Annotated in this window: 21 protein-coding genes and 4 tRNA genes; 10 read left to right on the top strand and 15 right to left on the bottom strand. The window is 65.0% G+C overall.

The window, feature by feature from the left end; genetic code table 11:
• From AN401_RS03650 to AN401_RS03640, 3 genes are read right to left on the bottom strand one after another with little or no spacing between them, the layout of a single operon-like run.
• Positions 1 to 1,317, bottom strand: a complete 1,317-nt coding sequence (locus AN401_RS03650) for an N-acetylmuramoyl-L-alanine amidase (RefSeq protein ID WP_096778566.1) — start codon at positions 1,315 to 1,317, stop codon at positions 1 to 3.
• Positions 1,314 to 1,781 carry a tRNA (adenosine(37)-N6)-threonylcarbamoyltransferase complex ATPase subunit type 1 TsaE gene (gene tsaE / locus AN401_RS03645; RefSeq protein ID WP_094041425.1) on the bottom strand — a complete coding sequence of 156 codons (468 nt, stop codon included), beginning with the start codon at positions 1,779 to 1,781 and terminating at the stop codon, positions 1,314 to 1,316. Before tsaE ends, AN401_RS03650 begins: the two co-directional genes overlap by 4 nt.
• The gene (locus AN401_RS03640; RefSeq protein WP_096778565.1) at positions 1,744 to 3,279 is read right to left on the bottom strand and encodes an NAD(P)H-hydrate dehydratase; all 1,536 of its coding nucleotides are present in this window, start codon (positions 3,277 to 3,279) and stop codon (positions 1,744 to 1,746) included. The genes tsaE and AN401_RS03640 overlap by 38 nt, the downstream gene beginning before the upstream one ends.
• Between AN401_RS03640 and queG the strand changes: the two genes are divergently transcribed.
• Positions 3,278 to 4,405 carry a tRNA epoxyqueuosine(34) reductase QueG gene (gene queG, locus AN401_RS03635; RefSeq protein WP_096780295.1) on the top strand — a complete coding sequence of 376 codons (1,128 nt, stop codon included), beginning with the start codon at positions 3,278 to 3,280 and terminating at the stop codon, positions 4,403 to 4,405. The two genes, AN401_RS03640 and queG, sit on opposite strands and share 2 nt — an antisense overlap.
• A 107-nt stretch (positions 4,406 to 4,512) precedes the next feature.
• Here queG and AN401_RS03630 read toward each other — a convergent pair.
• The 5 genes from AN401_RS03630 to orn all read right to left on the bottom strand — a co-directional run bounded on the left by AN401_RS03630 (position 4,513) and on the right by orn (position 5,747).
• Positions 4,513 to 4,588: transfer RNA gene (locus AN401_RS03630), tRNA-Gly, on the bottom strand.
• Between the two features lie 51 nt (positions 4,589 to 4,639).
• Positions 4,640 to 4,715: transfer RNA gene (locus tag AN401_RS03625), tRNA-Gly, on the bottom strand.
• 51 nt (positions 4,716 to 4,766) lie between these two features.
• Positions 4,767 to 4,842: transfer RNA gene (locus AN401_RS03620), tRNA-Gly, on the bottom strand.
• A 51-nt stretch (positions 4,843 to 4,893) separates the two neighbouring features.
• A tRNA-Gly gene (locus AN401_RS03615) sits at positions 4,894 to 4,969 on the bottom strand.
• A 232-nt stretch (positions 4,970 to 5,201) separates the two neighbouring features.
• Positions 5,202 to 5,747 (bottom strand): oligoribonuclease, encoded by a 546-nt coding sequence (orn, locus tag AN401_RS03610; protein ID WP_094040272.1) that lies wholly within the window; start codon positions 5,745 to 5,747, stop codon positions 5,202 to 5,204.
• Between the two features lie 87 nt (positions 5,748 to 5,834).
• Between orn and rsgA the strand changes: the two genes are divergently transcribed.
• The 6 genes from rsgA to AN401_RS03580 all read left to right on the top strand — a co-directional run bounded on the left by rsgA (position 5,835) and on the right by AN401_RS03580 (position 13,980).
• Entirely contained in the window at positions 5,835 to 6,869 is a 1,035-nt protein-coding gene (gene rsgA, locus AN401_RS03605; RefSeq protein ID WP_096778564.1) for a small ribosomal subunit biogenesis GTPase RsgA, read from the top strand.
• Positions 6,870 to 6,899: 30 nt separating this feature from the next.
• Positions 6,900 to 7,760, top strand: a complete 861-nt coding sequence (gene asd / locus AN401_RS03600; protein WP_096778563.1) for an archaetidylserine decarboxylase — start codon at positions 6,900 to 6,902, stop codon at positions 7,758 to 7,760.
• A 40-nt stretch (positions 7,761 to 7,800) separates the two neighbouring features.
• Positions 7,801 to 11,130 carry a miniconductance mechanosensitive channel MscM gene (mscM, locus tag AN401_RS03595; protein ID WP_096778562.1) on the top strand — a complete coding sequence of 1,110 codons (3,330 nt, stop codon included), beginning with the start codon at positions 7,801 to 7,803 and terminating at the stop codon, positions 11,128 to 11,130.
• A complete protein-coding gene (locus tag AN401_RS03590) occupies positions 11,114 to 12,514 on the top strand; it encodes an SLC13 family permease (RefSeq protein WP_198401800.1) in 1,401 nt (466 codons plus the stop codon). Before mscM ends, AN401_RS03590 begins: the two co-directional genes overlap by 17 nt.
• Positions 12,511 to 13,398: a LysR substrate-binding domain-containing protein gene (locus AN401_RS03585; protein ID WP_096778560.1), complete on the top strand. Its 888-nt coding sequence runs from the start codon at positions 12,511 to 12,513 to the stop codon at positions 13,396 to 13,398. Before AN401_RS03590 ends, AN401_RS03585 begins: the two co-directional genes overlap by 4 nt.
• A 90-nt stretch (positions 13,399 to 13,488) precedes the next feature.
• Positions 13,489 to 13,980, top strand: coding sequence for a DUF4136 domain-containing protein (locus AN401_RS03580; protein WP_096778559.1), 492 nt, complete (start codon positions 13,489 to 13,491; stop codon positions 13,978 to 13,980).
• A 1-nt stretch (position 13,981) separates the two neighbouring features.
• On the opposite strand, the gene epmA is transcribed toward AN401_RS03580, so the two are convergent.
• The 3 genes from epmA to AN401_RS03565 all read right to left on the bottom strand — a co-directional run bounded on the left by epmA (position 13,982) and on the right by AN401_RS03565 (position 17,005).
• Positions 13,982 to 14,956 (bottom strand): elongation factor P--(R)-beta-lysine ligase, encoded by a 975-nt coding sequence (gene epmA, locus AN401_RS03575; protein WP_094040275.1) that lies wholly within the window; start codon positions 14,954 to 14,956, stop codon positions 13,982 to 13,984.
• A 52-nt stretch (positions 14,957 to 15,008) separates the two neighbouring features.
• On the bottom strand, positions 15,009 to 15,407 hold the full coding sequence (locus AN401_RS03570) for a VOC family protein (protein WP_094040265.1): 399 nt from the start codon (positions 15,405 to 15,407) through the stop codon (positions 15,009 to 15,011).
• Between the two features lie 92 nt (positions 15,408 to 15,499).
• The gene (locus tag AN401_RS03565; RefSeq protein ID WP_094040264.1) at positions 15,500 to 17,005 is read right to left on the bottom strand and encodes a uracil permease; all 1,506 of its coding nucleotides are present in this window, start codon (positions 17,003 to 17,005) and stop codon (positions 15,500 to 15,502) included.
• 318 nt (positions 17,006 to 17,323) lie between these two features.
• Here AN401_RS03565 and AN401_RS03560 point away from each other — a divergent pair, with 318 nt between their 5' ends.
• Entirely contained in the window at positions 17,324 to 18,367 is a 1,044-nt protein-coding gene (locus AN401_RS03560) for a GMP reductase (RefSeq protein ID WP_096778558.1), read from the top strand.
• A gap of 158 nt (positions 18,368 to 18,525) precedes the next feature.
• Here the strand turns inward: AN401_RS03560 and efp are convergent, their stop codons facing one another.
• Positions 18,526 to 19,092: an elongation factor P gene (gene efp, locus AN401_RS03555; protein ID WP_096778557.1), complete on the bottom strand. Its 567-nt coding sequence runs from the start codon at positions 19,090 to 19,092 to the stop codon at positions 18,526 to 18,528.
• 42 nt (positions 19,093 to 19,134) lie between these two features.
• Between efp and epmB the strand changes: the two genes are divergently transcribed.
• The gene (gene epmB, locus AN401_RS03550; RefSeq protein ID WP_198401799.1) at positions 19,135 to 20,154 is read left to right on the top strand and encodes an EF-P beta-lysylation protein EpmB; all 1,020 of its coding nucleotides are present in this window, start codon (positions 19,135 to 19,137) and stop codon (positions 20,152 to 20,154) included.
• Between the two features lie 9 nt (positions 20,155 to 20,163).
• The gene (locus AN401_RS03545; protein WP_094040260.1) at positions 20,164 to 20,472 is read left to right on the top strand and encodes a hypothetical protein; all 309 of its coding nucleotides are present in this window, start codon (positions 20,164 to 20,166) and stop codon (positions 20,470 to 20,472) included.
• A 19-nt stretch (positions 20,473 to 20,491) separates the two neighbouring features.
• Here the strand turns inward: AN401_RS03545 and AN401_RS03540 are convergent, their stop codons facing one another.
• The 3 genes from AN401_RS03540 to groL all read right to left on the bottom strand — a co-directional run bounded on the left by AN401_RS03540 (position 20,492) and on the right by groL (position 24,790).
• Positions 20,492 to 22,423: a GGDEF and EAL domain-containing protein gene (locus AN401_RS03540; RefSeq protein WP_232513379.1), complete on the bottom strand. Its 1,932-nt coding sequence runs from the start codon at positions 22,421 to 22,423 to the stop codon at positions 20,492 to 20,494.
• Positions 22,420 to 22,917 carry a molybdopterin-binding protein gene (locus AN401_RS03535; RefSeq protein WP_096778555.1) on the bottom strand — a complete coding sequence of 166 codons (498 nt, stop codon included), beginning with the start codon at positions 22,915 to 22,917 and terminating at the stop codon, positions 22,420 to 22,422. The genes AN401_RS03540 and AN401_RS03535 overlap by 4 nt, the downstream gene beginning before the upstream one ends.
• A 235-nt stretch (positions 22,918 to 23,152) precedes the next feature.
• Positions 23,153 to 24,790, bottom strand: coding sequence for a chaperonin GroEL (gene groL / locus AN401_RS03530; protein ID WP_094040258.1), 1,638 nt, complete (start codon positions 24,788 to 24,790; stop codon positions 23,153 to 23,155).
• Between the last annotated feature and the right edge of the window lie 32 nt (positions 24,791 to 24,822).

The following is a 24,822-nucleotide window of genomic DNA, read 5'->3' as shown; positions in this document are numbered from 1 at the left end:
TCAGCTCCCCGGGATATCCAGCACCTGGCCGATACGGACCACGTCGGACTGCAGCTGGTTATGCCCCTTCAGGCGGCTGACGCTGACGCCGTAGCGCTGGGCGATGAGCGACAGGCTCTCCCCGGAGCGAACCGTATGCTGGCGCGTGCCCCCCTGGGTCGGCTGACTGGCCATCATGGTGCCGCTGGGCGGGTTCTGCCGGTAATAGGACTTCACCCCGTTGAACACCGCCAGGGCCACCTTCTGCTGGTGTTCGGCGGTGATCAGCAACTGCTCCTCCTGGGGATTGGAGATAAAACCCGCCTCGATCAGGATGGAGGGGATGTCCGGCGACTTGAGCACCGCCAGGCTGGCGTGCTCGGGCTTGCTCTTGTGCAGCCGCACCACCTTGCCCATGGCGGAGAGGATATGCTCGCTGATGGCATAGCTGTCGGCCCGCGACTTGTCCATCGACAGGTCGAGGAAAGTGCGGGTCAGGTAGGGATTGCCGTCGGTCTGGGAGATCACCTCTCCCACCCCACCAAGAAGCTCCGATTGGCGCTCTTGCTTCTCCAGCCAGCTGGCCATTTCCCGGTTGGCCCGGTTGGAGGACAGCACCCACACCGACGCGCCGCGCGGGCCCTGGTTGGCGACGCTGTCGGCATGGATGGACAGCAGCAGGTCTGCCCGGGCCTTGCGGGCGATTTCGGAACGCTGGTTGAGGTTGACGAAATAGTCGCCGGTACGGGTCAGTACCGCCCGCATGCCCGGCTCCTTGTTGATAAGCTCGGCCAGGCGGCGGGAAATCGCCAGGGTAATGTGCTTCTCCCTGTTCTTGCGCGGCCCGATGGCGCCCGGATCCTCCCCGCCGTGGCCGGGGTCGATGGCCACCACTATCTCCTTCTGCCCCACCGGCGTCGCCTGGCGTGCCACCGGCTGGGGTGCCCGGCTCTGATCCTGGTAGGGTAAATCGATCACCAGCCGGTGACCGTATTCACCGGCCGGGGTCAGGGGAAAGAGGCTGGGCTTGACCCCGCTCCTGAGTTCGAACACCAGCCGGTAGCTGCCGGGAGAAGGCGGCTTGCTGTCGCGGATGCGGGTGATCAGTTCGCTGTTATTGGTGATGCTGGCGAAGTTGACCCTGTTCTGGGTCTGGCGCAGATCCACCACCAGCCGGTGGGGGTCGTTGAGCATAAAGTAGTCGTAGGCAGGCGCCGAGCCCATGTCCAGCACGATGCGGGTGTTGTCCGGTGAAGGCCAGATACGGATGCTCTCCAGCTGATTGGACCAGGCCGAAACACTGAACAGCAGACAGAACACAACGAATATCGACTTCACGCTTGTATTTTCTCCAGCAACGCCACGCCCGCCGCCGAGCAGGCCTCCACCAACGCCTTACGCTGCATGCCCTGGTAACTGAGGGTGATCTCCAGATCCGGCGACGGCAGCATGCCGAGGCCACGCTCCGGCCACTCCACCAGACATAAGCTGTCATCAGTAAAATAATCGCGAATGCCCATATATTCCAATTCTTCCGGATCCGCCAGGCGGTAAAGATCGAAATGATAAACCTGCCAGGGTGGCAGCTGATAGGGCTCGACCAGGGTATAGGTCGGGCTTTTCACCTTGCCCTCATGGCCCAGGGCCCTGATAAAACCGCGGCTGAGGGTGGTCTTGCCCGCCCCCAGCTCACCGTGCAGGAAGATCACCGCCGGACCGCCGCAGGCCTGCGCCAGTTTTTCCCCCAGGGCCAGGGTTTCGCCCTCATCGGCCAGCAACCGGGTCCACGTCTTGATTGTCATGTTCATCTTTTTGATTGATAAGGGTTCTTAGTGGAGATAACAAATCCGATGCCAGAAGACCGAGCATGCCGCCGGCTCCGGCCGCCTTGTCGCCCGCCAGGGCGTGCAGGGGTACCGCCAGGGTCGCCGCCCGGACAGGAGCCAGCCCCTGGGCCATAAAGGCGCCGATTATACCAGATAACAGGTCGCCCATACCCCCCGAGGCCATGCCGGGGTTGCCATAATGACACAAACTGACCTGCCGCTCATCCGCGATCAGGCTGCCGGCCCCCTTGAGCACCGCCACACCGCCGTATTGGCGCTGGATGGCACGCACCGCCGCCAGCCGGTCCGCTTCCACCTCCGCCACCGAACAACCGAGCAGCATGGCCGCCTCGCCCGGGTGGGGCGTCAGCACCCAGGGCCGCTCGGCGGGCAGTACCGCCTGGCGGCGGGACAGCCAGTAGAGGCCGTCGGCGTCGATCACCATGGGGCCCTGGAAGGACAACGCCGCCTCGAACAGCGCCTGGGCCCAGGGGTCCCGGCCCAGACCCGGCCCCAGCACCAGGGCCTGGGGCCACTGCCAGCCGTCAAACCCTGGAAAGCTCGCCGTCATCAGCTCGGGCCGGCTCAGATTAAGCCAGGACGCATGGGACGGATGGCTGAGCAGCCGTACCAGGCCGGTGCCGAGGCGCAGCGCCGCCTCCCCGGCCAGCCTGACGGCGCCGCTCATGCCCTCATTGCCCCCGGCGATCAGCAAGCGGCCGGCCTCGCCCTTGTGGGCGCCCCGCCGCCGTCCGGGCAAGTCCCGCCGCTCCTGCTGCCAATGCAACAGACGGCCGGCCGGGGCCGCCCGCAGTCGGGGCTGGATGCCCAGATCCGCCAGCCAGACCCGGCCGCACACATCGGGCCCGCGCCCGGTGAGCAGGCCGGGCTTGAGCCCGACGAAGCTCAGGGTGAGAGAGGCCCGCACCGACTCCCCCAGCAGCCGGCCGGTGTCGGCGCAGAGGCCGGAGGGCAGATCCACCGCCAGCACGGGGACGGCCGTGTCGTTGATGCGCCGGATATGCTGCCGGGCCGCCTCCCTCACCTCGCCCTTGAGGCCGGTGCCGAGCAGAGCGTCGACGATGAGATCCGGGCTGTCCTGCAGGGCCTCCAGGCTTTCGATGGCGCCGCCGTCGGCCCGGTAGTGATCCCGGGCCAGGGCGGCGTCGCCGGTCAGGGCGTCGGCATCCCCCAGCTGCACCAGTTGCACCCGAATGCCCGCCGCCCGGGCCAGCCGCGCCACCACATAGCCGTCGCCGCCGTTGTTGCCGCCGCCGCAGAACACCCACCAGTGCCGGGCATCGGGCCATTCCTTGCGGGCCAGCTCGAACAGCGCCAGGCCGGCCCGGGACATCAGTTCGAACAGGCTGATGCCGGCCGAGGCCGCCGCCTGCCTTTCCCCCTCCCGGATCTGCTCCGAGTACCAGAACGACTGTGTTAGACTGTGGGGCTTTTCCAGACCGACGATGCTCATGACCACTCCCGACTTTGCCGCTTTGGCTCACGATATCAAGCTCTGGGCAGCAGAGCTAGGCTTCGACCAGGTGGGCATCACCGACACGGATCTGGCCGCCCACGAGCCCCTGCTCGCCGACTGGCTGGACCAGGGCTACCACGGCGAAATGGACTACATGGCCCGCCACGGCATGATGCGCGCCCGCCCCCAGGAGCTGCTGCCGGGCACCTTGCGGGTGATTTCGGTACGCATGAACTACCTGCCGGAGCAGGCCGCCATCGCCCGGGTGCTGAGCGACCCGGACAAGGGCTACATCAGCCGCTACGCCCTGGGCCGGGATTACCACAAGGTGTTGCGCAACCGGCTGAAGAAGCTGGCCGACCGGATAGCGGAACGGGCCCAAGGGCTGGTCGCCCGCCCCTTCGTCGACTCGGCCCCCATACTGGAGCGGCCGCTGGCGGCCAAGGCCGGCATCGGCTGGGTGGGCAAGCACTCGCTGCTGCTCAACCGGGAGCAGGGCTCCTTCTTCTTTCTGGGCGAACTCTTGGTCAACCTGCCGCTGCCGGTAGACGGCCCGGTGGAAGAAGGCTGCGGCAAATGCGTGGCCTGCATCACCACCTGCCCCACCGGTGCCATCGTCGCCCCCTATGTGGTGGACGCCAGGCGCTGCATCTCATACCTCACCATCGAACTCGACGGCCCCATCCCGGAGGAGTTCCGCCCGCTGATGGGCAACCGCATCTACGGCTGCGACGACTGCCAGCTGATCTGCCCCTGGAACCGCTTCGCCGGGGCCAGCCGGGAGCCGGATTTCGCCGCCCGGGACGACCTGCACGCCCCCGAGCTGCTGGCCCTGTTCGCCTGGAGCGAGGAACACTTCCTGAAGATGACCGAAGGCAGCCCCATCCGTCGCATCGGCCATCGCCGCTGGCTGCGCAATATCGCCGTGGCCCTGGGCAACGCCCCCGCCTCCGAGCAGGTCATCCAAGGACTGGGGCAGAAACGGGACGAGGTGGACGAACTGGTGCGGGAGCATATCGACTGGGCCCTGGCGCGGCAACGGGCCGGACTGGCCCGGCCGGAGCGCAAGACCGAACGGCTGATCCGCGCCGTGGACAAGGGCATGCCGGAGCATGCCCGGTGAGGGCATGTTTGATATATAGGAGCCGCTTGCAGGCAAGGTTGTGCCGTGTCATCCGGCATGATTTCCGGGCAATAAAAAACCGACCCTGAGGTCGGTTTTTTGGGGTTTGGAGCGGGAAACGAGACTCGAACTCGCGACCCCAACCTTGGCAAGGTTGTGCTCTACCAACTGAGCTATTCCCGCAAAATACTTTTTACTTTCGATGCCGCCTTGGTAAGCCACATCGTTGAAATTTGGAGCGGGAAACGAGACTCGAACTCGCGACCCCAACCTTGGCAAGGTTGTGCTCTACCAACTGAGCTATTCCCGCAAAACACTTTTTACTTTCAATGCCGCCTTGGTGAGCCGCATCGTTGCAATTTGGAGCGGGAAACGAGACTCGAACTCGCGACCCCAACCTTGGCAAGGTTGTGCTCTACCAACTGAGCTATTCCCGCAAAACACTTTTCACTTTCAATGCCGCCTTGGTGAGCCGCATCGTTGCAATTTGGAGCGGGAAACGAGACTCGAACTCGCGACCCCAACCTTGGCAAGGTTGTGCTCTACCAACTGAGCTATTCCCGCAAAATACTCTTAACTTGTGCATGGGGCCGCGGCGCGACCCTCATCAACTTCAGCAAGGTCAAGCCCTATCAACTGAGCTATTCCCGCATAAGCCTTATCGCAACCAGCGGCTTGCTTTGCAATTCCGTCCGGCTACGGGAGGCGAATTATACGAGCGGCTTAAGTGAATGCAAGCCTTTTTTCGCCCCCCGAGATCGTTTGCCGAATTTACCAGCAACGGCGCCCGGACGGCTCAGATCGTGAACACTTTCTCCCGGTAAAACTGCAGTTCGGCGATGGACTCACGGATATCGTCCAGGGCCTGGTGGCTGCCCTTCTTGGTGAACTGTTCCAGCAGCGCCGGCTGCCAGCGGCGCACCAGCTCCTTGACGGTGCTGACGTCAATATTGCGGTAATGGAAGAAGGCTTCCAGCTCCGGCATGTGGCGGGCCAGGAAGCGCCGGTCCTGGCCGATGGAGTTGCCGCACAGGGGCGAGGTCTTTTCCGGCACCCACTGGCGCAGAAACGCCAGCGTCTGCGCCACCGCCTCCGCCTCGGTCACGGTGCTGGCCTGCACCCGCGCCACCAGGCCCGAGCCGGTGTGGGTGCGCACATTCCACTCGTCCATCTTGGCCAGCTCCGCCTCCGGCTGATGGATGGCCAGCACCGGTCCCTCGGCCAGCACCTTCAGCTCCTTGTCGGTGACGATGCTGGCAATCTCGATAATCCTGTGTTCGTCCGGCTCCAGGCCGGTCATCTCCAGATCGATCCAGACCAGGTTTTCTGCATTTTGGCTCATGTTGGGTCTCTAGCTGAGTGGCAATGGGGACAAGTTCGAGCGGGAAAGTGTATCATAGCCGGCAGTGAAAACGGGTTCGAGGACGTCGTGACCAAGAAAAAACAGCTCAGCAAAGGCCAGAAGCGCCGGGTAAGCGATAACCACAGCCGGCGGCTCAAGCGCCAGCAGGTGGACACCATAGACGACAGCCTGCTGGGGCCGCCCCAGGAGGGGCTGGTGATCAGCCGCTTCGGCCAGCATGCCGACATCGAAGACGATGCCGGCCGGATCCACCGCTGCAACCTGCGCCGGACCCTGAGCTCCCTGGTCACCGGCGATCGGGTGGTCTGGCGCCCGGGGGTGGAGACCATGCAGGGCATCAGCGGCGTGGTGGAGGCGGTGCATCCCCGCCAGACCGTGCTCACCCGTCCCGATTACTACGACGGCATCAAGCCGGTGGCCGCCAATATCGACCAGATAGTGGTGGTGTCGGCGGTGCTGCCCGAGCTCAGCTGCCACATCATCGACCGCTACCTGGTGGCGGCCGAGGACGTCGAGATGCCGCCCATGCTGGTGCTGAACAAGGCGGATCTGCTCACCGACGACCAGCGCCGGGAGGCGGAGCAGGCCCTGCAACGCTACCGGGATATCGGCTACCAGGTGCTGCTGGTCAGTTGCGACACCGGCGAGGGGCTGGACCAGCTCCAGCAGGCGCTGAAGGATCACACCAGCATCTTCGTGGGCCAGTCGGGGGTGGGCAAGTCGTCCCTGGTCAATGCGGTCATGCCCCATGTGGAGGCGACCACCGGTGCCGTGTCCGACAACTCCGGCCTGGGCCAGCACACCACCACCACCGCCCGGCTCTATCATTTCCCGTCCGGCGGCTCCCTGATCGACTCGCCGGGCATCCGCGAGTTCTCCCTCTGGCACCTGCCCCCCGAGCGGGTGGCCTGGTGCTTCCGCGAATTTCGCGACTATCTCGGCGGCTGCCGCTTCCGCGACTGCAAGCACGGCACCGACCCGGGCTGCCTGCTGCAGCAGGCCAGGGCGGATGGCGACATCCATCCCGAGCGGCTCGAGAGCTACCACCGCATCATGGATGCCATGGCCGACAAGCCCAGTCGCCACCATCCCAAATCCTGATCCCTTTCCCCGTCATTGTTCGGATTCCCTATGATCGACAACCTGAAAATTCTGCTGCAATACCTGCTTCCCAAGCACCTGATTTCCCGCCTGGTCGGCCTTTTGGCCGCCATGGAAGGTGGCCGACTCACCCAGTGGCTGATCCGCCGCTTTATCCAGCGCTACCGGGTGGACATGAACGAGGCCCAGTATCCGGATCCGGCCCACTACCTGAGCTTCAACGACTTCTTTACCCGCCCGCTGAAAGACGGCGTCCGTCCGCTGGTGCAGGGGGAAGAGCTCCTCGCCATGCCGGTGGACGGCGCCATCAGCCAACTGGCCCCCATCCAGCAGGGCCGCATCATCCAGGCCAAGGGCCACGACTTCAGCGCCCGGGCCCTGCTCGGCGGCGACAAGGCCCTGGCCGAACCCTTTATGGGCGGCGACTTCGCCACCATCTACCTGGCCCCCAGGGACTATCATCGCATCCACATGCCCCTGGACGGGGTGCTCAGGACCATGATCTACGTGCCCGGCGAGCTGTTCTCGGTCAACCCGCTCACCGCCGAGCGGGTACCCGAGCTCTTTGCCCGCAACGAGCGGGTGGTATGCATCTTCGACACCGCCGCCGGGCCCATGGCCCTGGTGCTAGTGGGCGCCACCATAGTGGCCAGCATCGAAACCGTCTGGGCCGGTACCATCACCCCGCCGGTGGGCAAGCGCGTGCAGCGCTGGGACTACGAGCCGGCCACGGCGCCGCGCCTGGCCAAGGGCGAGGAGATGGGCCGCTTCAAGCTGGGCAGCACGGTGGTGTGCCTCTTTGCCCCCGGCCGGGTAACGCTGTCCGACAGCCTCAGGCCCGGCACCCCCACCCGCATGGGCACCGAATTCGGACGCCTGAACCGGGGCTGAACCGCCGCAGGTTTTAACCCTTAAACATCGGGAGTCAGCCGTGTTTGCCCCCATACTGCTGTTTTTTGCCCTGCTGTTGCTGCCGGCCCCGCTGCCGGCGGATCAGAGCGTCGCCGACATCGAGGCCCTGCTGGCCGAAATCCCCGAGGGGGACAGGCCCGAGCTGCAGAAATTGCGCGACAGCTACAACCAGGCCCTGCAACTGGTGCGCGAAGGCGAACGCTACCGCAAGCAGGCCCAGGCCCTGCGGCAGTTCATGGATGACTACCCCGCCGAACTCAAAAAACTCGAGCGCGAACGGGCCGGGCTCAAGGCCACCGACACCGCCGGCATCCCCCGCCTGGACGAAGAGGCGGTACAACAGGCCCTGGTCGAGGCCCAGGCCCGCCGGCTGGAGCTCAGAGGCCAGCGGGACGAGCTCGCCAATACCCTCAACCTGCAGGAGTTGGGGGCGGGCGATCAGCACAGCCTGCTGGACGATCTGCGCCAGCAGTTGCGCCGCACCCAGCAGAGCCTGGACGAACTGCAGTTCGCAGACAGCCAGAGCCGGCAGCAGACCGCCAACCGCGTGCTGGCCCTGGTGCGCGAGCAGAGCCTGCAGACCCGCATCCAGGTGCTGGAGCTGGAACAGCTGTCCGCCGGCAACCGAGACAGCCTCAACCGGCTGAAGCTGGACATTCTCCAGGCCCGGCTGCAGGATCTGGACACCTACATAGAGGCGCTGCAAGGCCGCCAGAACGAGCTGCGCCGCGTCACCACCGAGGCCGCCATCGCCGAGAGCGAGCGCCTGCTGGACCAGGTCGAGGCCGACTCCCCCCTGCTGGCCGGCCAGCAGGCGGTCAACCAGCGGTTGTCCACCCAGCTCGGCGAGAAGAGCCGGGAGGTGGAGGCGCTGCAGCTGGAGTACCAGGCGGCGGAGCGGGCCGCCTCCGAGCTGGTTACCATGAAAAACAACCTCAAGGAGCAACTGGAATGGCTGCAGGTCAGCCGGGGCTTCGGCGAGAACCTGCGCAACCGCCTGAACGAGCTGCCGGCTCCCTATCCCCTGCCCCAGCTGGAAGCCCGCATCGTGCAGAGCCGGGTGGACAAGTACGGCTATCAGGAATCCCTCGACAGCCTGCGCACCGGCGGCTACCGCACCAACCTGCTGCTGAGCGAGCAGGCCGGCACCCTGACCGATGCCCAGTTGGCCCAACTTGATGAGTTGCTGGCCACCCAGCGCCGGCTGCTGGAGCAACTGGTCGGCGCCACCGACAACCAGATCCACGAACAGACCCGGCTCAAGGTCGCCTACAGCCGGCAGAACAGCCAGTTGCAGGAAATCCGTACCCTCACCGACGAACGGCTGTTCTGGCTGCCGGATCTGCGCCCCATCGGCGGCCAGTTCCCGCTGGCCCTGATGGAAACCCTGGGCTGGCTGCTCACCGCCAGCACCTGGACCGCCCTGCCCCAGTCCCTGCTGCTGCAGGGTGGCGCCAGCCTCACCCTGTATGGCGTCAGCTCCCTGATGGTGCTCTACCTCTGGTTCCTGAGCCGGCGCAGCCTGCGCGATTACCTGGAGAAGATCAGTGCGCGCATCGGCAACGTCACCCAGGACAAGTACGACTACACCTTCAACACCCTGCTGCTCAGCCTGCTCACCGCCCTGCCGCTGCCGGCGCTGCTGTCGCTGCTGTCCAGGGCCATCGACTCCCCCTGGGCGCCGCCGGTGGTGCTGGCCCTGGCCCATGCCCTGGGCAAGCTGATGCTGCCGGTGTTCATCCTGATGCTGATCGGCAACCTGATGATGCACAGGGGTCTGCTGGTGGTGCACTTCAACCTGCCCCGGGAACGGGTTCGCCGGGTCTGGCGCCAGTTCCAGACCCTGATGCTAACCATGCTGCCGGCCCTGCTGCTGTTCTATACCGCCCAGGAATACCGGGACTTTTCCCTCTACGACACCCTGGGCCGGCTCGGCTTTATGTTCATCTGCCTGCTGCTCAGCCTGTTCTCCTGGCGCCTGTACCGGGCGGATCTGCCGCTGCTGCTGTCCACGCCCCGCCGGGAGCACCTGACCCTGGTCAACCACCTGCTGTGGGGCCTGCTGATCCTGGCGCCGCTGCTGGCCCTGGCCGCCGCCGCCATGGGCTACCTGTTCACCGCCCATACCCTGCTGCGCCAGCTGGAGATCTCGGTGCTGGTGGGGCTGGGATTCCTGATGGCCTACTTCCTGGTGCGGCGCTGGATGCTGATCCAGCGCCGGCGGCTGGCGTTCGAGCGGGCCAAGGCCCGACGGGCGGAAATCCTGGCCCAGCGCAAGGAAAAGGAGAAGGAGGAGACGGCCGAAGCCCCGCCCAGCCCGGAGGCGGAAGCGGCCGCCGTGGCCGAGGTGGATCTGGACACCATCAGCGCCCAGTCGTTGGGGCTGCTGCGCTCGGTGCTGATGCTGGGCTACATCCTCAGCCTGATGCTGCTGTGGTCGGAGATCAACACCGCCTTCAGCTTCCTCGACAGCATCCAGGTCTGGCAGGTTTCCACCAGCCTGGCCGGGGAAGACGCCCTGGTGCCCATCTCGCTCAAGGATCTGGTGATCGCCCTGTTCGTGGTGGTGCTCACCTGGATCACCGCCCGCAACCTGCCCGGCCTGATGGAACTCAGCCTGCTGCAGCACCTCAACCTGTCGCCCGGCACCGGCTTCGCCATCACCACCATCTCCAAGTACCTGGTGCTAATGGTCGGCGCCTTCACCACCTTCGCCATGCTCGGCATCGACTGGTCCAAGACCCAGTGGCTGGTGGCCGCCCTGTCGGTGGGCCTGGGCTTCGGCCTGCAGGAGATCTTCGCCAACTTCGTGTCCGGCCTGATCATCCTGTTCGAAAAGCCGATCCGTATCGGCGACACCGTCACCATCCGCGAATTAACCGGCACCATCTCCAAGATCAAGACCCGGGCCACCACCATAGTGGACTGGGACAGGCGCGAGATCATCGTGCCCAACAAGGCCTTTATCACCGAGCAGTTCGTCAACTGGTCCCTGTCCGACGCCATCACCCGGGTCAAGCTGCTGGTGCGGGTGCGGCTGGACGCGGATATCGAGCTGGTGCAGCGGTTGACCCACGAGGCGATAAAAGAATGCGGCCTGATCCTGGACAACCCCATCCCCGAGGTGTTCCTGATCGAGTTGACCGACTCGGCCCTGGTGTACGAGGTGCGGGTCTATGTGGAGGACATGAGCCACCGCATGCCCATGACCCACGAGCTGCACAACCTGCTGCTGGCCCGGCTGCGCCGGCACCGGATCCAGATCCCGCACCAGCAGGTGGACATCCGCCTGATCAGCGAACAGCCCATCAACGCGCTCCCGAGAGGTCATGATGCCAAACCGGTTTAAACTGCTGCTCGCCCTGCTGCTGCCCCTGCTGGTGCTGAACCTGCCGGCCGGGCTGCTGCCGCTGCCGGATGCCAGCCTGGTCGAGCAGCGCCTGCTGGCCATCTTCCTGCTCGCCGCCCTGCTGTGGGTGCTGGAGCCGGTGCCGGTGTTCGCCACCTCCCTGTTGATCATCGGCCTGCTGCTGATCACGGTGTCGGATCAGGCCGCCGTCTGGTTCCTGCGGGAAGACGCCGGCCAGCCCCTGGGCGAGCTGCTGCCCTACCAGGCCATCATGGGCAGCTTCGCCTCCCCCATCATCATCCTCTTCCTGGGCGGCTTCGCCCTGGCCCTGGGGGCGGCCAAGTACAAACTCGACACCAACCTGGCCAACTATCTGCTGCGCCCCTTTATGGCCAGTCACGACCGGCTGATGCTGGGCATCATGCTGATCACGGCGCTGTTCTCCATGTTCATGTCCAACACCGCCACCACCCTGATGATGCTCACCATCATGGGGCCGGTGTTCGCCAGCCTGGGGCTGCAGGCGCCGTCCACCCGCGGCCTGCTGCTGGCCATTCCCATCGCCGCCAACCTGGGCGGCATCGGTACCCCCATCGGCACCCCGCCCAACGCCATCGCCCTGCAGTACATGACCAACCCCATCGACTTTTTGACCTGGATGGCCTTCGCCGTTCCCCTGGTGCTGGTGATGCTGGCCGCCGCCTGGCGGCTGCTGCTCCGGCTCTACCCCGCCGCCGAGCTGGGCCTGTGCCTGACCCTGAGCAGCAAGTTCGTACGCGGCCCCCGGGCTTACCTGCTCTACGCCACCTTCGCCCTGACCATAGTGCTGTGGCTCACTTCCTTCTGGCACGGCATGAACAGCTATGTGGTGGCCGTCATCCCCCTGGTGGTATTCAGCCTGACCGGCATCATCACCCCGGCGGATCTGCAGAAGATCAACTGGGACGTGCTCTGGCTGGTGGCGGGAGGCATCGCCCTGGGGCTGGCCCTGGATCAGTCGGGGCTGGCGCGCAAGCTGGCCCTGTCGCTGCCGCTCGAACAGCTGCCCGGCGCCGCCATACTGCTCAGCCTGCTGCTGGTGTGCTTCCTGCTGGCCAACATCATGTCCAACACCGCCACCGCCAACCTGATACTGCCGATCACCGCCGCCGTGGCCACCGGCTACCAGGGCATGGCCGACTACGGCCTGGACAGCGCCCTGGTACTGGTGGCCCTGTCCTGCTCCCTCGGCATGATACTGCCGGTGAGCACCCCGCCCAACGCCCTGGCCTACGCCACCGGCCTCATCACCACCCGGGACATGCTGCGCACCGGCCTGGCGGTGGGCGCCTTCGGCCTGGCACTGCTGTTCGTCATCCTGCTGGTGCTGGGCGCCCTGGGATGAACTTTACCCTCAAGCAGTTGCGGCTGTTCGTGAGCGTGGCGGAAAACGGCAGCCTGAGCCGGGCCGCCGAGCAGCTGGCCATGACCCAGTCGGCCGCCACCATGTCGCTGCAGGAGCTGGAGCGACAGCTCAACCACTCCCTGTTCGACCGGGTCGGCCGCCGGCTCAGCCTCAACGCCTGGGGCCAGTGGCTGCTGCCCCGGGCCCAGAAGATGCTGGCCGAGAGCTACCTTATCGAACAGGGCTTCAAGGGCCAGAGCCCCATCGCCGGCCGGCTGCGCCTGGGCGCCAGCCGGACCATCGCCGACCACTGGATCCCCGGGTTGATCGAGCAGGTGGCCCGCCGCTACCCCCAGCTCGACCTCGGCCTGGCGGTGGACAACACCCACCGCCTGCTGCAACAGCTGTACCAGGGCAGGCTGGAAATGGCGCTGATAGAAGCCCACGCCCAGGAAAAATGGCTCCGCCTCGAACCCTGGTGCCGGGACGAGCTGGTGATCGTCTGCCAGCGCGAGCATCCCCTGGCCCGGGAGTCCGAGGTGAGCCTGCAACAACTGGCCGAGTGCGAATGGGTGCTGCGCGAGTCCGGATCCGGCACCCGGGACACCTTCGAGCAGGCCCTGGCCGGCCGGCTGGGGCCGCTGCGGATCCGCCAGGAATACCCCCACCTGCCCACCATCAAGCGGCTGCTGCAGTCCCGTCCCTGGCTCAGTTGCATGTCGCGGCTGAGCGTGGCCGACGAGCTGGCCGCGGGCAGCCTGGTGGCACTGCCGGTGCCCGCGCTTTCCCTCAGCCGCTTCTTCTATTTCGCCTGGCACAAGGACAGGGGCGATCATCCCGCGCGCCTGGCGCTGATCGAGCTGGCCAGGGAACTCCTGCAATGAGCGATACCGCCATGGTGGCCACGGCCGCTTGCAATTTGCCCTCCGCCCGGGTCTAACTACCTGCAACCCCGGCCGGAGATGGAGACCCCTATGCTACGCCTGCTGCTTGTTGTGCTGTTGTTGAGCGGCTGCGCCGCCCCCTACGACTACGCCGAAGACACCGATTTCAGCCGTTTCACCACCGTCGCCCTGGCGCCCACGGCGGACAGCCAGTCGCTGGACGGCGCCCGCATCACCGCCTCGGCCCTGGCCCTGCTGCCTGGCCGCGGCCTGCACCTGGCCCAGCCCGAGCAGGCATCGCTCTGGCTGAACTACCAGTTGCTGGAAGAAACCCGGTTGCTGACCACCATACCCCGTCTCACCGCCCGTCATGGCAGTTTCTGGGATGATGAGGAAAGGGTCTATGGCGCGGTGCGGGAGCTCAGGCTCAAGCTGTGGCTGGAAGAGCCCGGCGGCAGGATGCTGTGGAGCAGCAAGCATCCGCGCGCGTTTCCCGCCGAGCGCATAAAGGGCGCCGAACGCAGCCGACGCATCGAGCAGCAGGTGGCGGAGCTGCTGGCCAACTATCCGCCCCGGGACTGACTCAGGCGCGGGTGACCGGAAAGGCGATCACCTGCTCCAGCCGCCCGGCCCCCAGCGCCAGCATGATCAACCGGTCCACCCCCAGGGCGACCCCGGCGCAGTCGGGCAGGCCGGCCTGCAGGGCGGCGAGCAGGTATTCGTCCACCGGCCGCTCGGGCAGCCCGCGGCCGCGGCGCAGCCGGTTGTCCTGCTCGAAGCGGCGGCGCTGCTCGTCGGCATCGCTCAGCTCGTGGAAGCCGTTGGCCAGCTCGATGCCCTTGAAATAGACCTCGAATCGCTCCGCCACCCGCGGATCCTGCGGACTGATGCGCGCCAGGGCCGCCTGGCTGGCGGGGAAGTGGTAGACGAAACAGGGCACCACTTGGCCGATACGCGGTTCCACCCCCAGGGCGAACAGCAACTGCAGCAGGGTGTCCCTGTCTTCCTCCCGGGCGATAAGGTCATCGGCGCCGAGATCCTGGCCGGCCCGGCGCAGCTCATCGAGGGAAGCGCTCAGCGGGCAGACCCCCAGGGTGGTCGTAAAGGCCTGCTGGTAAGTCAGCCGTTCGGGGCTGTCGCAACCCAGCACCAGCTGCAGCAGCCCGGCCATCTCGTCCATCAATTGATGATGATCGAAACCGGGGCGGTACCATTCCAGCATGGTGAACTCGGGATTGTGCAACCGGCCCGACTCCTCGTTGCGGTAGGCCTTGCAGATCTGGTAGATGGGGCCGCTGCCCGCCGCCAGCAACCGCTTCATATGGAATTCCGGCGAGGTCTGCAGGTACAGATCCAGGCCCTGGGCCATGCCGGGGCCGACGAAGCGGGTGACGAAGTTGTCCAGGTGCACGTCGGTCACCCCGGCGCTGGCCAGGGTGGGCGTGTCCACCTCCAGCACCTGCCGCTCGGCGAAAAAGTGGCGGATGGCGGCCAGCAGGCGGGCCCGTTGTTGCAGAAAAGCGAGGGAAGCCGTCGGCGGCCAGGGGATGGTGGTCATGGAATCGCTGCCAAAAATGGGCATTTTACCCTTAACGGCGGCGCTTGCCAGTCTAGAGCGGGCCTTTCAGCTCGACCTGGTTGCCCTCGGGATCGAACACATAGACCGAAGGCCCTTCCCCCTCGGCCCCGTAGCGCAGCTGCGGCTCCTCGCAGATCACCCCGTTGCACTCCAGGTAAAGCCGCAGGGCATCAGGCTCGAAGGGGCTGATGCGCAGGCAGAAGTGATCCATGTTGGCCTTGCACTGATCCGCCGCTTCGCCGTCGCCGCCGAGCGGCCCGCGGATGTCCACCAGATCGATCAGTTGGGCGCCGGCACGCAGCTGGTAGAGGCCGATGTCGCTCTTTTCCCGCTCCAGGGTGCAGCCCAGGACCCGGCAGTAGAAATCCAGCATCCGCTCCGGCTGCCGCACCCGCAGCACCAGATGATCCAGCCCCAGTATCTCGAACATGAATAGCGCCTCCCCGTCAGGATGCTAACAGCATGGCGTAATTTTGAGCAAAATAAAAGGGCGCCGCAGCGCCCTCGATTCGTCGTTTCCGTTCAGTCTTCGCCCATCACGTGGTCGTCCCGCTTCACGGCGCCGAAAAAAGCGTACCAGGCAAACAGCAGCGCCATCACCAGGTAGCCCAGCACGTATTCGGGCGCGGCGTAGAAGCCGAGCTTGGGCGCGTGCATCAGCCCCACGAAGGAGAAGCCGGCGCTGCACAGGGCGAAGGCCGTGGCGCGCTTGAAGGCGCCGTCGATCACGCAGACGGTGATGGCGCCCAGCATCATGGCGGTGAACATGGCGCCCTGCCCCAGGGGCACTATGCCGTCGGAGATGCGGCTGACCACCTCGCCGGCGGCGTTGTTGAAACGGGTCATCACGTAGTTGGCGAAGTAGGGCAGCATGGCCAGGGCCACCGCCGGGTAGTACTTCTTGGCGTTGGTCTGGAAGGCGGTGGACACCATGGACATGCCCACGAACACCAGGATAGGGGCCACCACCGCCACCGGGATCAGCGCCGAGATCACCGCGATCAGGCCGAACATGGCCGCCAGCAGGTATACCAGGCCGTTGAGGATGCTGTAGCCACGGCCGGCCTTCATCCACTTGGCGCCCACGGTGGCGATATAGACGGTGGTCGGGAACAGGCCGCCGAACAGGGCGCCGATCATGGTGCCCACGCCGTCGACCGCCTGGCACTCGCGCACGTCGTACTTGTCGCCGGCCGCCTCCATCGCCTCCACGTTGTTCATGGTCTCGATGGCGTTGTAGAGGGTGATGGGCAGCACCACGGTGAGGATGCCGATCATGGAGCCGAACAGGTAGCTCATGCCGTCGAAGGCCGCCATGCTGGGCAGCACGGGGTAAAAGCCGAAGTGGGACAGTCCCTCGGCGATCTTGGCGCTATCGCTCGCCCCCAGCAGGTAGGCCAGCAGGGTACCGAATACGATGGCGAACAAAGAGGCGGGCATGCGGAAGGGCAACACCACCCGGCCGACGATGCCGATGATGATCACCGCCAGCACGAACAGGCCGACCACCGGCATCTCCAGGGTCTTGAACATCATCTCGCCGGCGATAAAGGTCAGGGCCACCCCGGCCACCGCCCCCAGCATGGCCGCCCGCGGCAGGTTGCGCTGCACCCAGCGGCCCACCAGGCTGACCAGCACCTCCAGCAGGCCACTGAGGAAACAGGCGCCCACCGCAATTTTCCAGGCCAGCTCGGGATCGCCGGTCATGGTCTTGGCCGGCAGCAGCACCCCGAACAGGAACACGAACATCACCGGCGTACTGATGCCGTAGGACAGGGCGGTCACGTCGGTGCGCCGCTCCTGGTGGGCCAGCCGGTTGGCGGTATAGGCGTAATAGAAATTGCCCACCAGCACGGCGATGGCCGCGCCCGGTATCACCTGCCCGAACACCAGCTCCTGGGGAAAGCCCATGCCCAGCATGGTGATGGTGATAATGACGAAGTTGGCAACGTTGTTCTGGAACAGGGCGAAAAAGGCGTCGGTGTCCTCCTTCTTGTACCAGGGATAATGGAAGCGGGGCTCGGCCACTGCTGGTTTCTCCTTTGATGATGGGTGCCGGCATCGGGTGACGATGGGCAAACGATTGCGCGTGTGGATGCCGTCTTCTGCGGGACGGCTTGAAGCGGCTGATTATAGGCGAAAAACGGCACCGGCAAAGCCAATTTGTACCAAAAAGTCAGTTTTTCGGGTCAGGAATGAGCCCCGCAATCTATCTTTGCATAAAAATAATTATTGAACAGTGAGTCAGGATAGTTGCAAAAAAAATAACCCGAACTAGAATGCTGAAAACCGGGGGCCTAAAAAACCCCCGGTTTTTTTGTGCCTGTCACTTATCGAGGTTACACCATGCGTATCGAAGAAGACTTGAAACTGGGCTTTAGGGATGTGCTGTTTCGCCCCAAGCGCTCCACCCTCAACAGCCGTTCCCAGGTCGAGCTGGACCGGGAATTCACCTTTAAGCATTCGGGTCGGCGCTGGTCCGGGGTGCCGGTGATCGCCGCCAACATGGATACCGTCGGCACCTTCGCCATGGCCCGGGCCCTGGCCCGCCACGATATGCTGACGGCGGTACACAAGCATTACTCGGTCGACGAGTGGCGGGCCTTCGTGGCGGAGACCGGCGCCGACCTGCTCAGGCACGTCATCGTCTCCACCGGCACCTCCGACAAGGACTTCGAGAAGCTGCAGCAGATCCTGGCCCTGTCCGACGAACTCGGTTTTATCTGCATCGACGTGGCCAACGGCTACAGCGAGCATTTCACTTCCTTCGTCAGCCGGGTGCGCAGCCAGTGCCCGGGCCACACCATCATCGCCGGCAACGTGGTCACCGGTGAAATGGTGGAGGAGCTGATCCTCTCCGGCGCCGACATCGTCAAGGTGGGCATAGGCCCGGGTTCGGTGTGCACCACCCGGGTCAAGACCGGGGTCGGCTATCCCCAGCTGTCGGCCATCATCGAGTGCGCCGACGCCGCCCACGGCCTGGGCGGCCAGATCATCGGCGACGGCGGCTGCACCTGCCCGGGCGACGTGGCCAAGGCCTTTGGCGGCGGCGCCGACTTCGTGATGCTGGGCGGCATGCTGGCGGCCCACGAGGAGTGCGGTGGCGAGATCATCGAACGGGACGGCCGGGCCTTTATGACGTTTTACGGCATGAGCTCTTCCAGCGCCATGGAAAAGCACGCCGGTGGCGTGGCCAAGTACCGGGCGGCGGAAGGCAAGACGGTGGAACTGTCCTACCGCGGGCCGGTGGAGGAAACGGTGCAGGACATCCTCGGCGGCGTGCGCTCCACCTGCACCTATGTGGGCGCCCAGCGGCTGAAGGAGCTGACCAAGCGCACCACCTTTATCCGGGTGCGGGAGCAGGAAAACAACGTTTACGGTAAAGAGTGAGACGCCTGAGGTAAGACGTAAGAGGTGAGGGGTAAGGGGTGAGGGGGCTCTACAGTACCCCTGCTTGGCAAAACCGTTTTCGCCTCACTCCTGTCGCCTCACTCTTCACCATAAAAAACGGCGCCGAAAGGCGCCGTTTTTATTGAAAAGCGAATCGCTTACTTCACCCGGGACACGTATTCGCCGGAGCGGGTGTCGACCTTCAGCACTTCGCCGATCTGGATGAACAGCGGTACCCGTACCACGGCGCCGGTGCTCAGGGTGGCGGGCTTGCCGCCGGTGCCGGCGGTGTCGCCCTTCAGGCCCGGATCGGTTTCCACCACTTCCAGCTCCACGAAGTTGGGCGGGGTCACGGAGATGGGGGAGCCGTTCCACAGGGTCAGGATGCAGACGTCCTGCTCCTTCAGCCACAGCTTGGCATCACCCACCGCCTTGTCGTCGGCGGCCAGCTGCTCGAAGGTATCGTTGTTCATGAAGTGGTAGAACTCGCCGTCGTTGTACAGGTAGGCCAGTTCCATGTCCATGACATCGGCCGCTTCCACGGTGTCGCCGGACTTGAAGGTCTTTTCCAGCACCTTGCCGTTCAGCAGGCGGCGGATTTTAACACGGTTGAAGGCCTGGCCCTTGCCGGGCTTGACGAATTCGTTTTCGATAATGGCGCAAGGCTCGCCGTCCAGCATAATCTTTAGGCCGGAGCGGAATTCGTTGGTACTATAAGAGGCCATTTTACCCTCGTGAATTTGACAGAGTTGCAGAAAATGCCGGCAATGATACCCCTAAACGGGGGCGATTTACATATTAACTGGCAAAAAGAACTTGCCCGGGCCTTTACCTCGCCCGAACAACTGCTGGATTACCTGCATATCGATCCCACGCCCTGGCAAGCCGGCTTCCCGGCCCGCCGGCTGTTTCCGATGCGCGTCCCCCGTCCCTTCGCCGACAAGATGCGCCCGGGCGATCCCCGGGATCCCCTGCTGCGCCAGGTGCTGCCCCTGGGCGAGGAATTCGCCGAGGTACCCGGCTTCGTCGCCGATCCGCTCGACGAACACGACAGCGCCCTGCCCGGCCTGCTGCACAAGTATCGCTCCCGGGTGCTGCTGGTGTTGCGCGGCGGCTGCGCGATCAATTGCCGCTACTGCTTTCGCCGCCACTTTCCCTACGCCGACAACAGCCCGGGACGGGAAGGCTGGCGCGAGGCCCTGGACTACATCGCCGCCGATCCCGGCATCAACGAGGTGATCCTCTCCGGCGGCGATCCGCTGATGGCCAAGGACGAGCAGCTCGCCACCCTGCTCGACGCCCTGGAGGCCATTCCCCACCTGCGACGGCTGCGCATCCACAGCCGGCTGCCGGTGGTGATCCCGGCCCGACTGACCGGGGCCCTTAAAGCCCGTCTCGCCCGCAGCCGGCTGCGGGCGGTGCTGGTACTGCACGTCAACCACGCCCAGGAGGTGGACGACATCCTGGCCGAGGCCCTGCAGGACTGGCGCCGGGCCGGCATCACCCTGCTCAACCAGAGCGTGCTGCTGGCCGGGGTCAACGACGACGCCGAGGTGCTCGAGGCGCTTTCGGAGCGGCTGTTCGAGGCCGGCGTCCTGCCCTACTACCTGCATCAGCTCGACCAGGTGCAGGGCGCGGCCCACTTCGCGGTCGGCGACGACCAGGCCAGGGCACTCATGGCCCGGCTGCTGGCCCGGCTGCCCGGCTTTCTGGTGCCCCGGCTGGTGCGGGAAGTCGGCGGCGAAACCAGCAAAACCCCGTTAGATCTCGGTCTTGAACCCCGTTAAGGAACACCAATGCACGACTCCGTCACCGCCAAGCTGCATGACACCCTCAAAGAGCTCTATCACCAGGCCATCGACGCCGACAAGAAACTGGCCGGGCTGCGCGCCAAGGGCCAGGCCAAGTTCAGTGCCGTACTGCGCGAAGACAGCCAGTTCACCACCCATGCCGACCACTTCATGCCCTATGTGGCGGAGCTGGCGGAAGAGCTGGAGCTGCTGGAGATGAGCACGGACGAGGAATACCAGGCCCTGCTGGGGCGCATGGTGCACAAGATCCAGCTGCTGGCTTCCACCCTGGGCCAGTTCCTCCGCCTGTCCTGAGGCGATACGTCGCCGGCCCTCAGGGCTGGCGACGCTTGAGCCAGCCCGGCACCTCGACCGCCGCCAACGGCGCCCCGACCCAATCCCCCTGTACCAGCAGCTCGCCAGCCATGCCACTGAGCACCCCGAGTTCCGCCTCGTGATCCACCCCGCAGCAGATCAGCGGATACCCCAGCAGCCGTCCCAGGCCGAACAGGGTCTCCAGCTGCTGGCGGGCCTCTCCGGGCCGCTCTATGCCGCTGCAGAAGGTCGGATCCAGTTTGAGCCAACTGATCGGCAGCCGCGACAGGCTTCCCCAGGACGAACAGCCGCTGCCGAAGTCGGCCAGGGTCATGCGGATACCGGCCGCACCGAGCGCGGCCATGATGGCCTGTGCCTCGAACGCATCCTGCATGACCATGCTTTCATCGAGATCCAGCACCAGGCTGCCGGCCGCCAGGCCATGCTGCTCCAGCACCGGCAGGATGCGCCGCTCCAGTCCGTCCCGAAACAGGGACGGCGGTAACTTCAGGCTGACGAAGAGCCCCGGCTCCTCCAGCTCCTGCCAGCGCCGCAGGTGGCGGCAGGCATTGGTCAACATCCACATGAAGACCCGCTCCGACAGCTGGAACTGCTCGGTGACCCGCAACAGTTCGGTGGACGATATCATGCCGAAGCCCGGGTGATGCCAGTGCAGCAGGGTTTGCAGGCCGGCGCAATCACCGCTGCGGGGCTCGGTCAGGGGCTGAAAGCAGAGCCCCAGGCTGCTGCTGTCCAGGGCCGCCGGCAGATCCCGGGCCAGCCGTTGCCGGCGCGCCATTTCCTTCAGCAAAGAGGGATCGAAAATCACATAGGGCAGCCGGTCCCGCTTGCACAGCTCCAGCGCCAGTTCGCCCCGCGCCAGCAGATCCACCAGGTTGTCCCCGTCCGCCGGATAGAGCACCACGCCGATCACCGGCGTCATATAGAAGTCGTAACTATCGATAGCCTCTTTTTCCGTCAGCGCCTGGCGGAAGCGGGACAGCTGGGCCCTGACCTCCTCCAGCTCCACCACGCCCCTGGCCAGCACCACCACCCCTTCCCGGCCGAACTGGGCGATAAACTCGTGGGGCTGCAGGCTTTGCTGCAGGCGCTGGCTAAAGGCCTGCAGCAGGCGATCGGCCACCTCGAAACCGAACCGGTGATGGTGCTGGGAAAAGTCCTCCAGCTCCAGCACGGTCACGCTGAAGGGAATGCCCTGCTCGATCATCGGCGCCATGCGCCGCTGCAGGGCGAAACGGTTGGGCAGGCCGGTCAGGGGATCCCGCAACTGCTGGCTCCGGTAACGCCACAGCTCCCGCAGCAGCAACAGCAACAACAGGGCGGCGCTGACGAAAAGGCCGACGATCTGGACATAGAGCCGCTGCCCCATCAGCCGGTAGGCCTGATCGTATTCCGCATAAAAGCGCACGTTGCCGTGCATGGTGGCGGTGACGGTCCGGGACAGGGGCTCCAGGTAGGGGTTCAGCTCCGCCAGGATCAGCTGGTAGCCGGGTGACCCGGGCACCAAGGCCTGCACCTGCTGCTCCAGTCCCCTCACCCTGGACTCAATCTGCTGGATCAGCAGCCACAGATCGGGGCGCTCACTGAGGGTGTCCTTGAACTGGCTGCTGAGCAGCACCGGCGTCCGGCTCCAGAGGATGTCGTAGCGCAGCATCAGCTCGTCATGGCGGATGGCATCGGCGTGGAACAGGCGCACCGCGTCGAGAAAACGCCCCATTTCCAACTGCAGTTGCATCAGTGACCAGGGCACCTCGTAGGTGCGCTGCTCCAGCAGGCTGTTGTGCTGGTGGATGCCGTACAGGGTATGGGTGGCGCCGCCGCCGAACATCACCATGATCCCCAGCAGCAGCAGGGCGGCGACGACCTTGAGCGGGTGCACCCGACCGTATTCGGTACCGGTGCCGACGTAGGGCAGCAAGGGATGACTCACATGGGTTCCGTATGAACGCGGATCTGCCGCAGTTGCCAGGCCATGAAATGCAGGAAGTCCGCCTGCTGCAGCTCGGGTACCTGGTCGAAGGGCAGCATCAGCCACAAGGGTCCCTTGTCCCGCCGGCTCATCACCTTGTCGTTCTCCTGCCAGGCCAGGATGGGCGTAAAGGGAGCCACTTTCTGCCAGTCGACGGCGACGCTGAAGCCGTTGAGGGCCTCCAGGTAGAGGGTCCTGACCCTGGCGTGGCCGAACAGCCTCTCCAGCAGCAGCGCCAGCTCCGGCCCCCGGTAGGTACGCGCCTCCTCCACCCAGGGATGGACGGTGGTGATATCGGCCTGGGGCAGGGCCTGCAGCTCGGCCAGGGTGTAATCCAGCCGTTCATAGGAGCGCCCGTCGAGCTGGATATTGCCGACGATGGTAAGCACCACCGGCTCCGCCGCCTTTCCCTGCCAGGACAGCAACAGCATCAGTACCAAGCCTATGAGTTTCATTACCGCTCCTCCTTAAGCCCAGGGGACTGGCCACCACGGCACGGCCACGGGACGGGTCCATCCAAAAAGACTCAAAAAGACCCGAAAAACCAAAAAAACATGATACCCAAATCTCCCCGCCAACCTGAAGTGTAATTTGGCGACGGGGACAAGAAAGCGGAATTTGCCGGCGCCGAAAACAAAAAAAACCGGGCCACAGGGGCCCGGTCGCTATTTATGACGCAGGGTCGGGCGATTACATCATGCCGCCCATGCCACCCATGCCACCCATGTCGGGCATGGCCGGAGCGGCGTCTTTCGGCAGCTCGGTCACCATGGCTTCGGTGGTGATCATCAGGCCGGCCACGGAGGCGGCGAACTGCAGGGCGGAGCGGGTCACCTTGGTCGGATCCAGGATGCCCATCTCCAGCATGTCGCCGTAGGTGTCGTTGCCGGCGTTGTAGCCGAAGTTGCCTTCGCTGGCCTTGATCTTGGACACCACCACGGACGCTTCTTCGCCGGCGTTGCTGACGATCTGGCGCAGCGGGGCTTCCATGGCGCGCAGGGCGACCTTGATGCCCACGTTCTGGTCTTCGTTGTCACCGGTCAGGCCACCCAGTTTGGCGGCGGCACGCACCAGGGCCACACCGCCACCGGGCACCACGCCTTCTTCCACCGCGGCACGGGTGGCGTGCAGGGCGTCGTCGACGCGGGCCTTCTTCTCTTTCATTTCCACTTCGGTGGCGGCACCCACCTTGATCACGGCCACGCCGCCGGCCAGCTTGGCCACGCGCTCCTGCAGCTTCTCTTTGTCGTAGTCGGAAGAGGACTCTTCGATCTGCTGACGGATCTGCGCCACGCGGGCGTTGATGGCCTCGACTTCACCCACGCCATCGATGATGGTGGTGTTGTCCTTGGTGATCACCACGCGCTTGGCGCGGCCCAGGTCTTCCAGGGTGGCTTTTTCCAGCTCCAGGCCCACTTCCTCGGAAATCACGGTGCCACCGGTGAGGACGGCGATGTCCTGCAGCATGGCCTTGCGGCGGTCGCCGAAGCCAGGTGCCTTGACGCCGGCCACCTTCACGATGCCGCGCATGTTGTTCACCACCAGGGTGGCCAGGGCTTCGCCTTCCACGTCCTCGGCCACGATCAGCAGCGGCTTGGATTGCTTGGCCACGCCTTCCAGCACCGGCAGCAGCTCGCGGATGTTGGAGATTTTCTTGTCGACCAGCAGGATGAAGGGGTCGTCCAGCTCGACGGTGCCGGTTTCCTGCTTGTTGATGAAGTAGGGAGACAGGTAGCCGCGATCGAACTGCATGCCTTCCACCACGTCCAGCTCGTCTTCCAGGCCCTGGCCTTCTTCCACGGTGATGACACCGTCGGTGCCCACTTTTTCCATGGCTTCGGCGATCAGGGCGCCGACCTTCTCATCGGAGTTGGCGGAGATGGTACCCACCTGGGCGATGGCCTTGGTGTCCTTGCAGGGCACGGACAGGGCCTTCAGCTCTTCCACCGCCTTGATCACGGCCTTGTCGATGCCGCGCTTCAGATCCATGGGGTTCATGCCGGCGGCCACGGCCTTCAGGCCTTCGTTGACGATGGACTGGGCCAGTACGGTGGCGGTGGTGGTGCCGTCACCGGCCTCGTCGTTGGCCTTGGAGGCCACTTCCTTCACCATCTGGGCGCCCATGTTCTCGAACTTGTCTTCCAGCTCGATTTCCTTGGCCACGGACACGCCGTCCTTGGTGATGTTGGGGGCGCCGAAGGACTTGTCCAGCACCACGTTGCGGCCTTTCGGGCCCAGGGTCACCTTGACGGCATCGGCCAGGATGTTCACGCCTTTCAGCATTTTTACGCGGGCGTCGTTACCAAATTTTACGTCTTTAGCTGCCATTGTTTATCTTCCTTAAAAAGTTGATGAACCGG

Source organism: Zobellella denitrificans (assembly GCF_002407485.1).
Lineage (GTDB): Bacteria > Pseudomonadota > Gammaproteobacteria > Enterobacterales > Aeromonadaceae > Oceanimonas > Oceanimonas denitrificans.
Note: the sequence above shows the minus strand (reverse complement) of the source record. Positions and strands in the feature narration are given on the sequence as shown.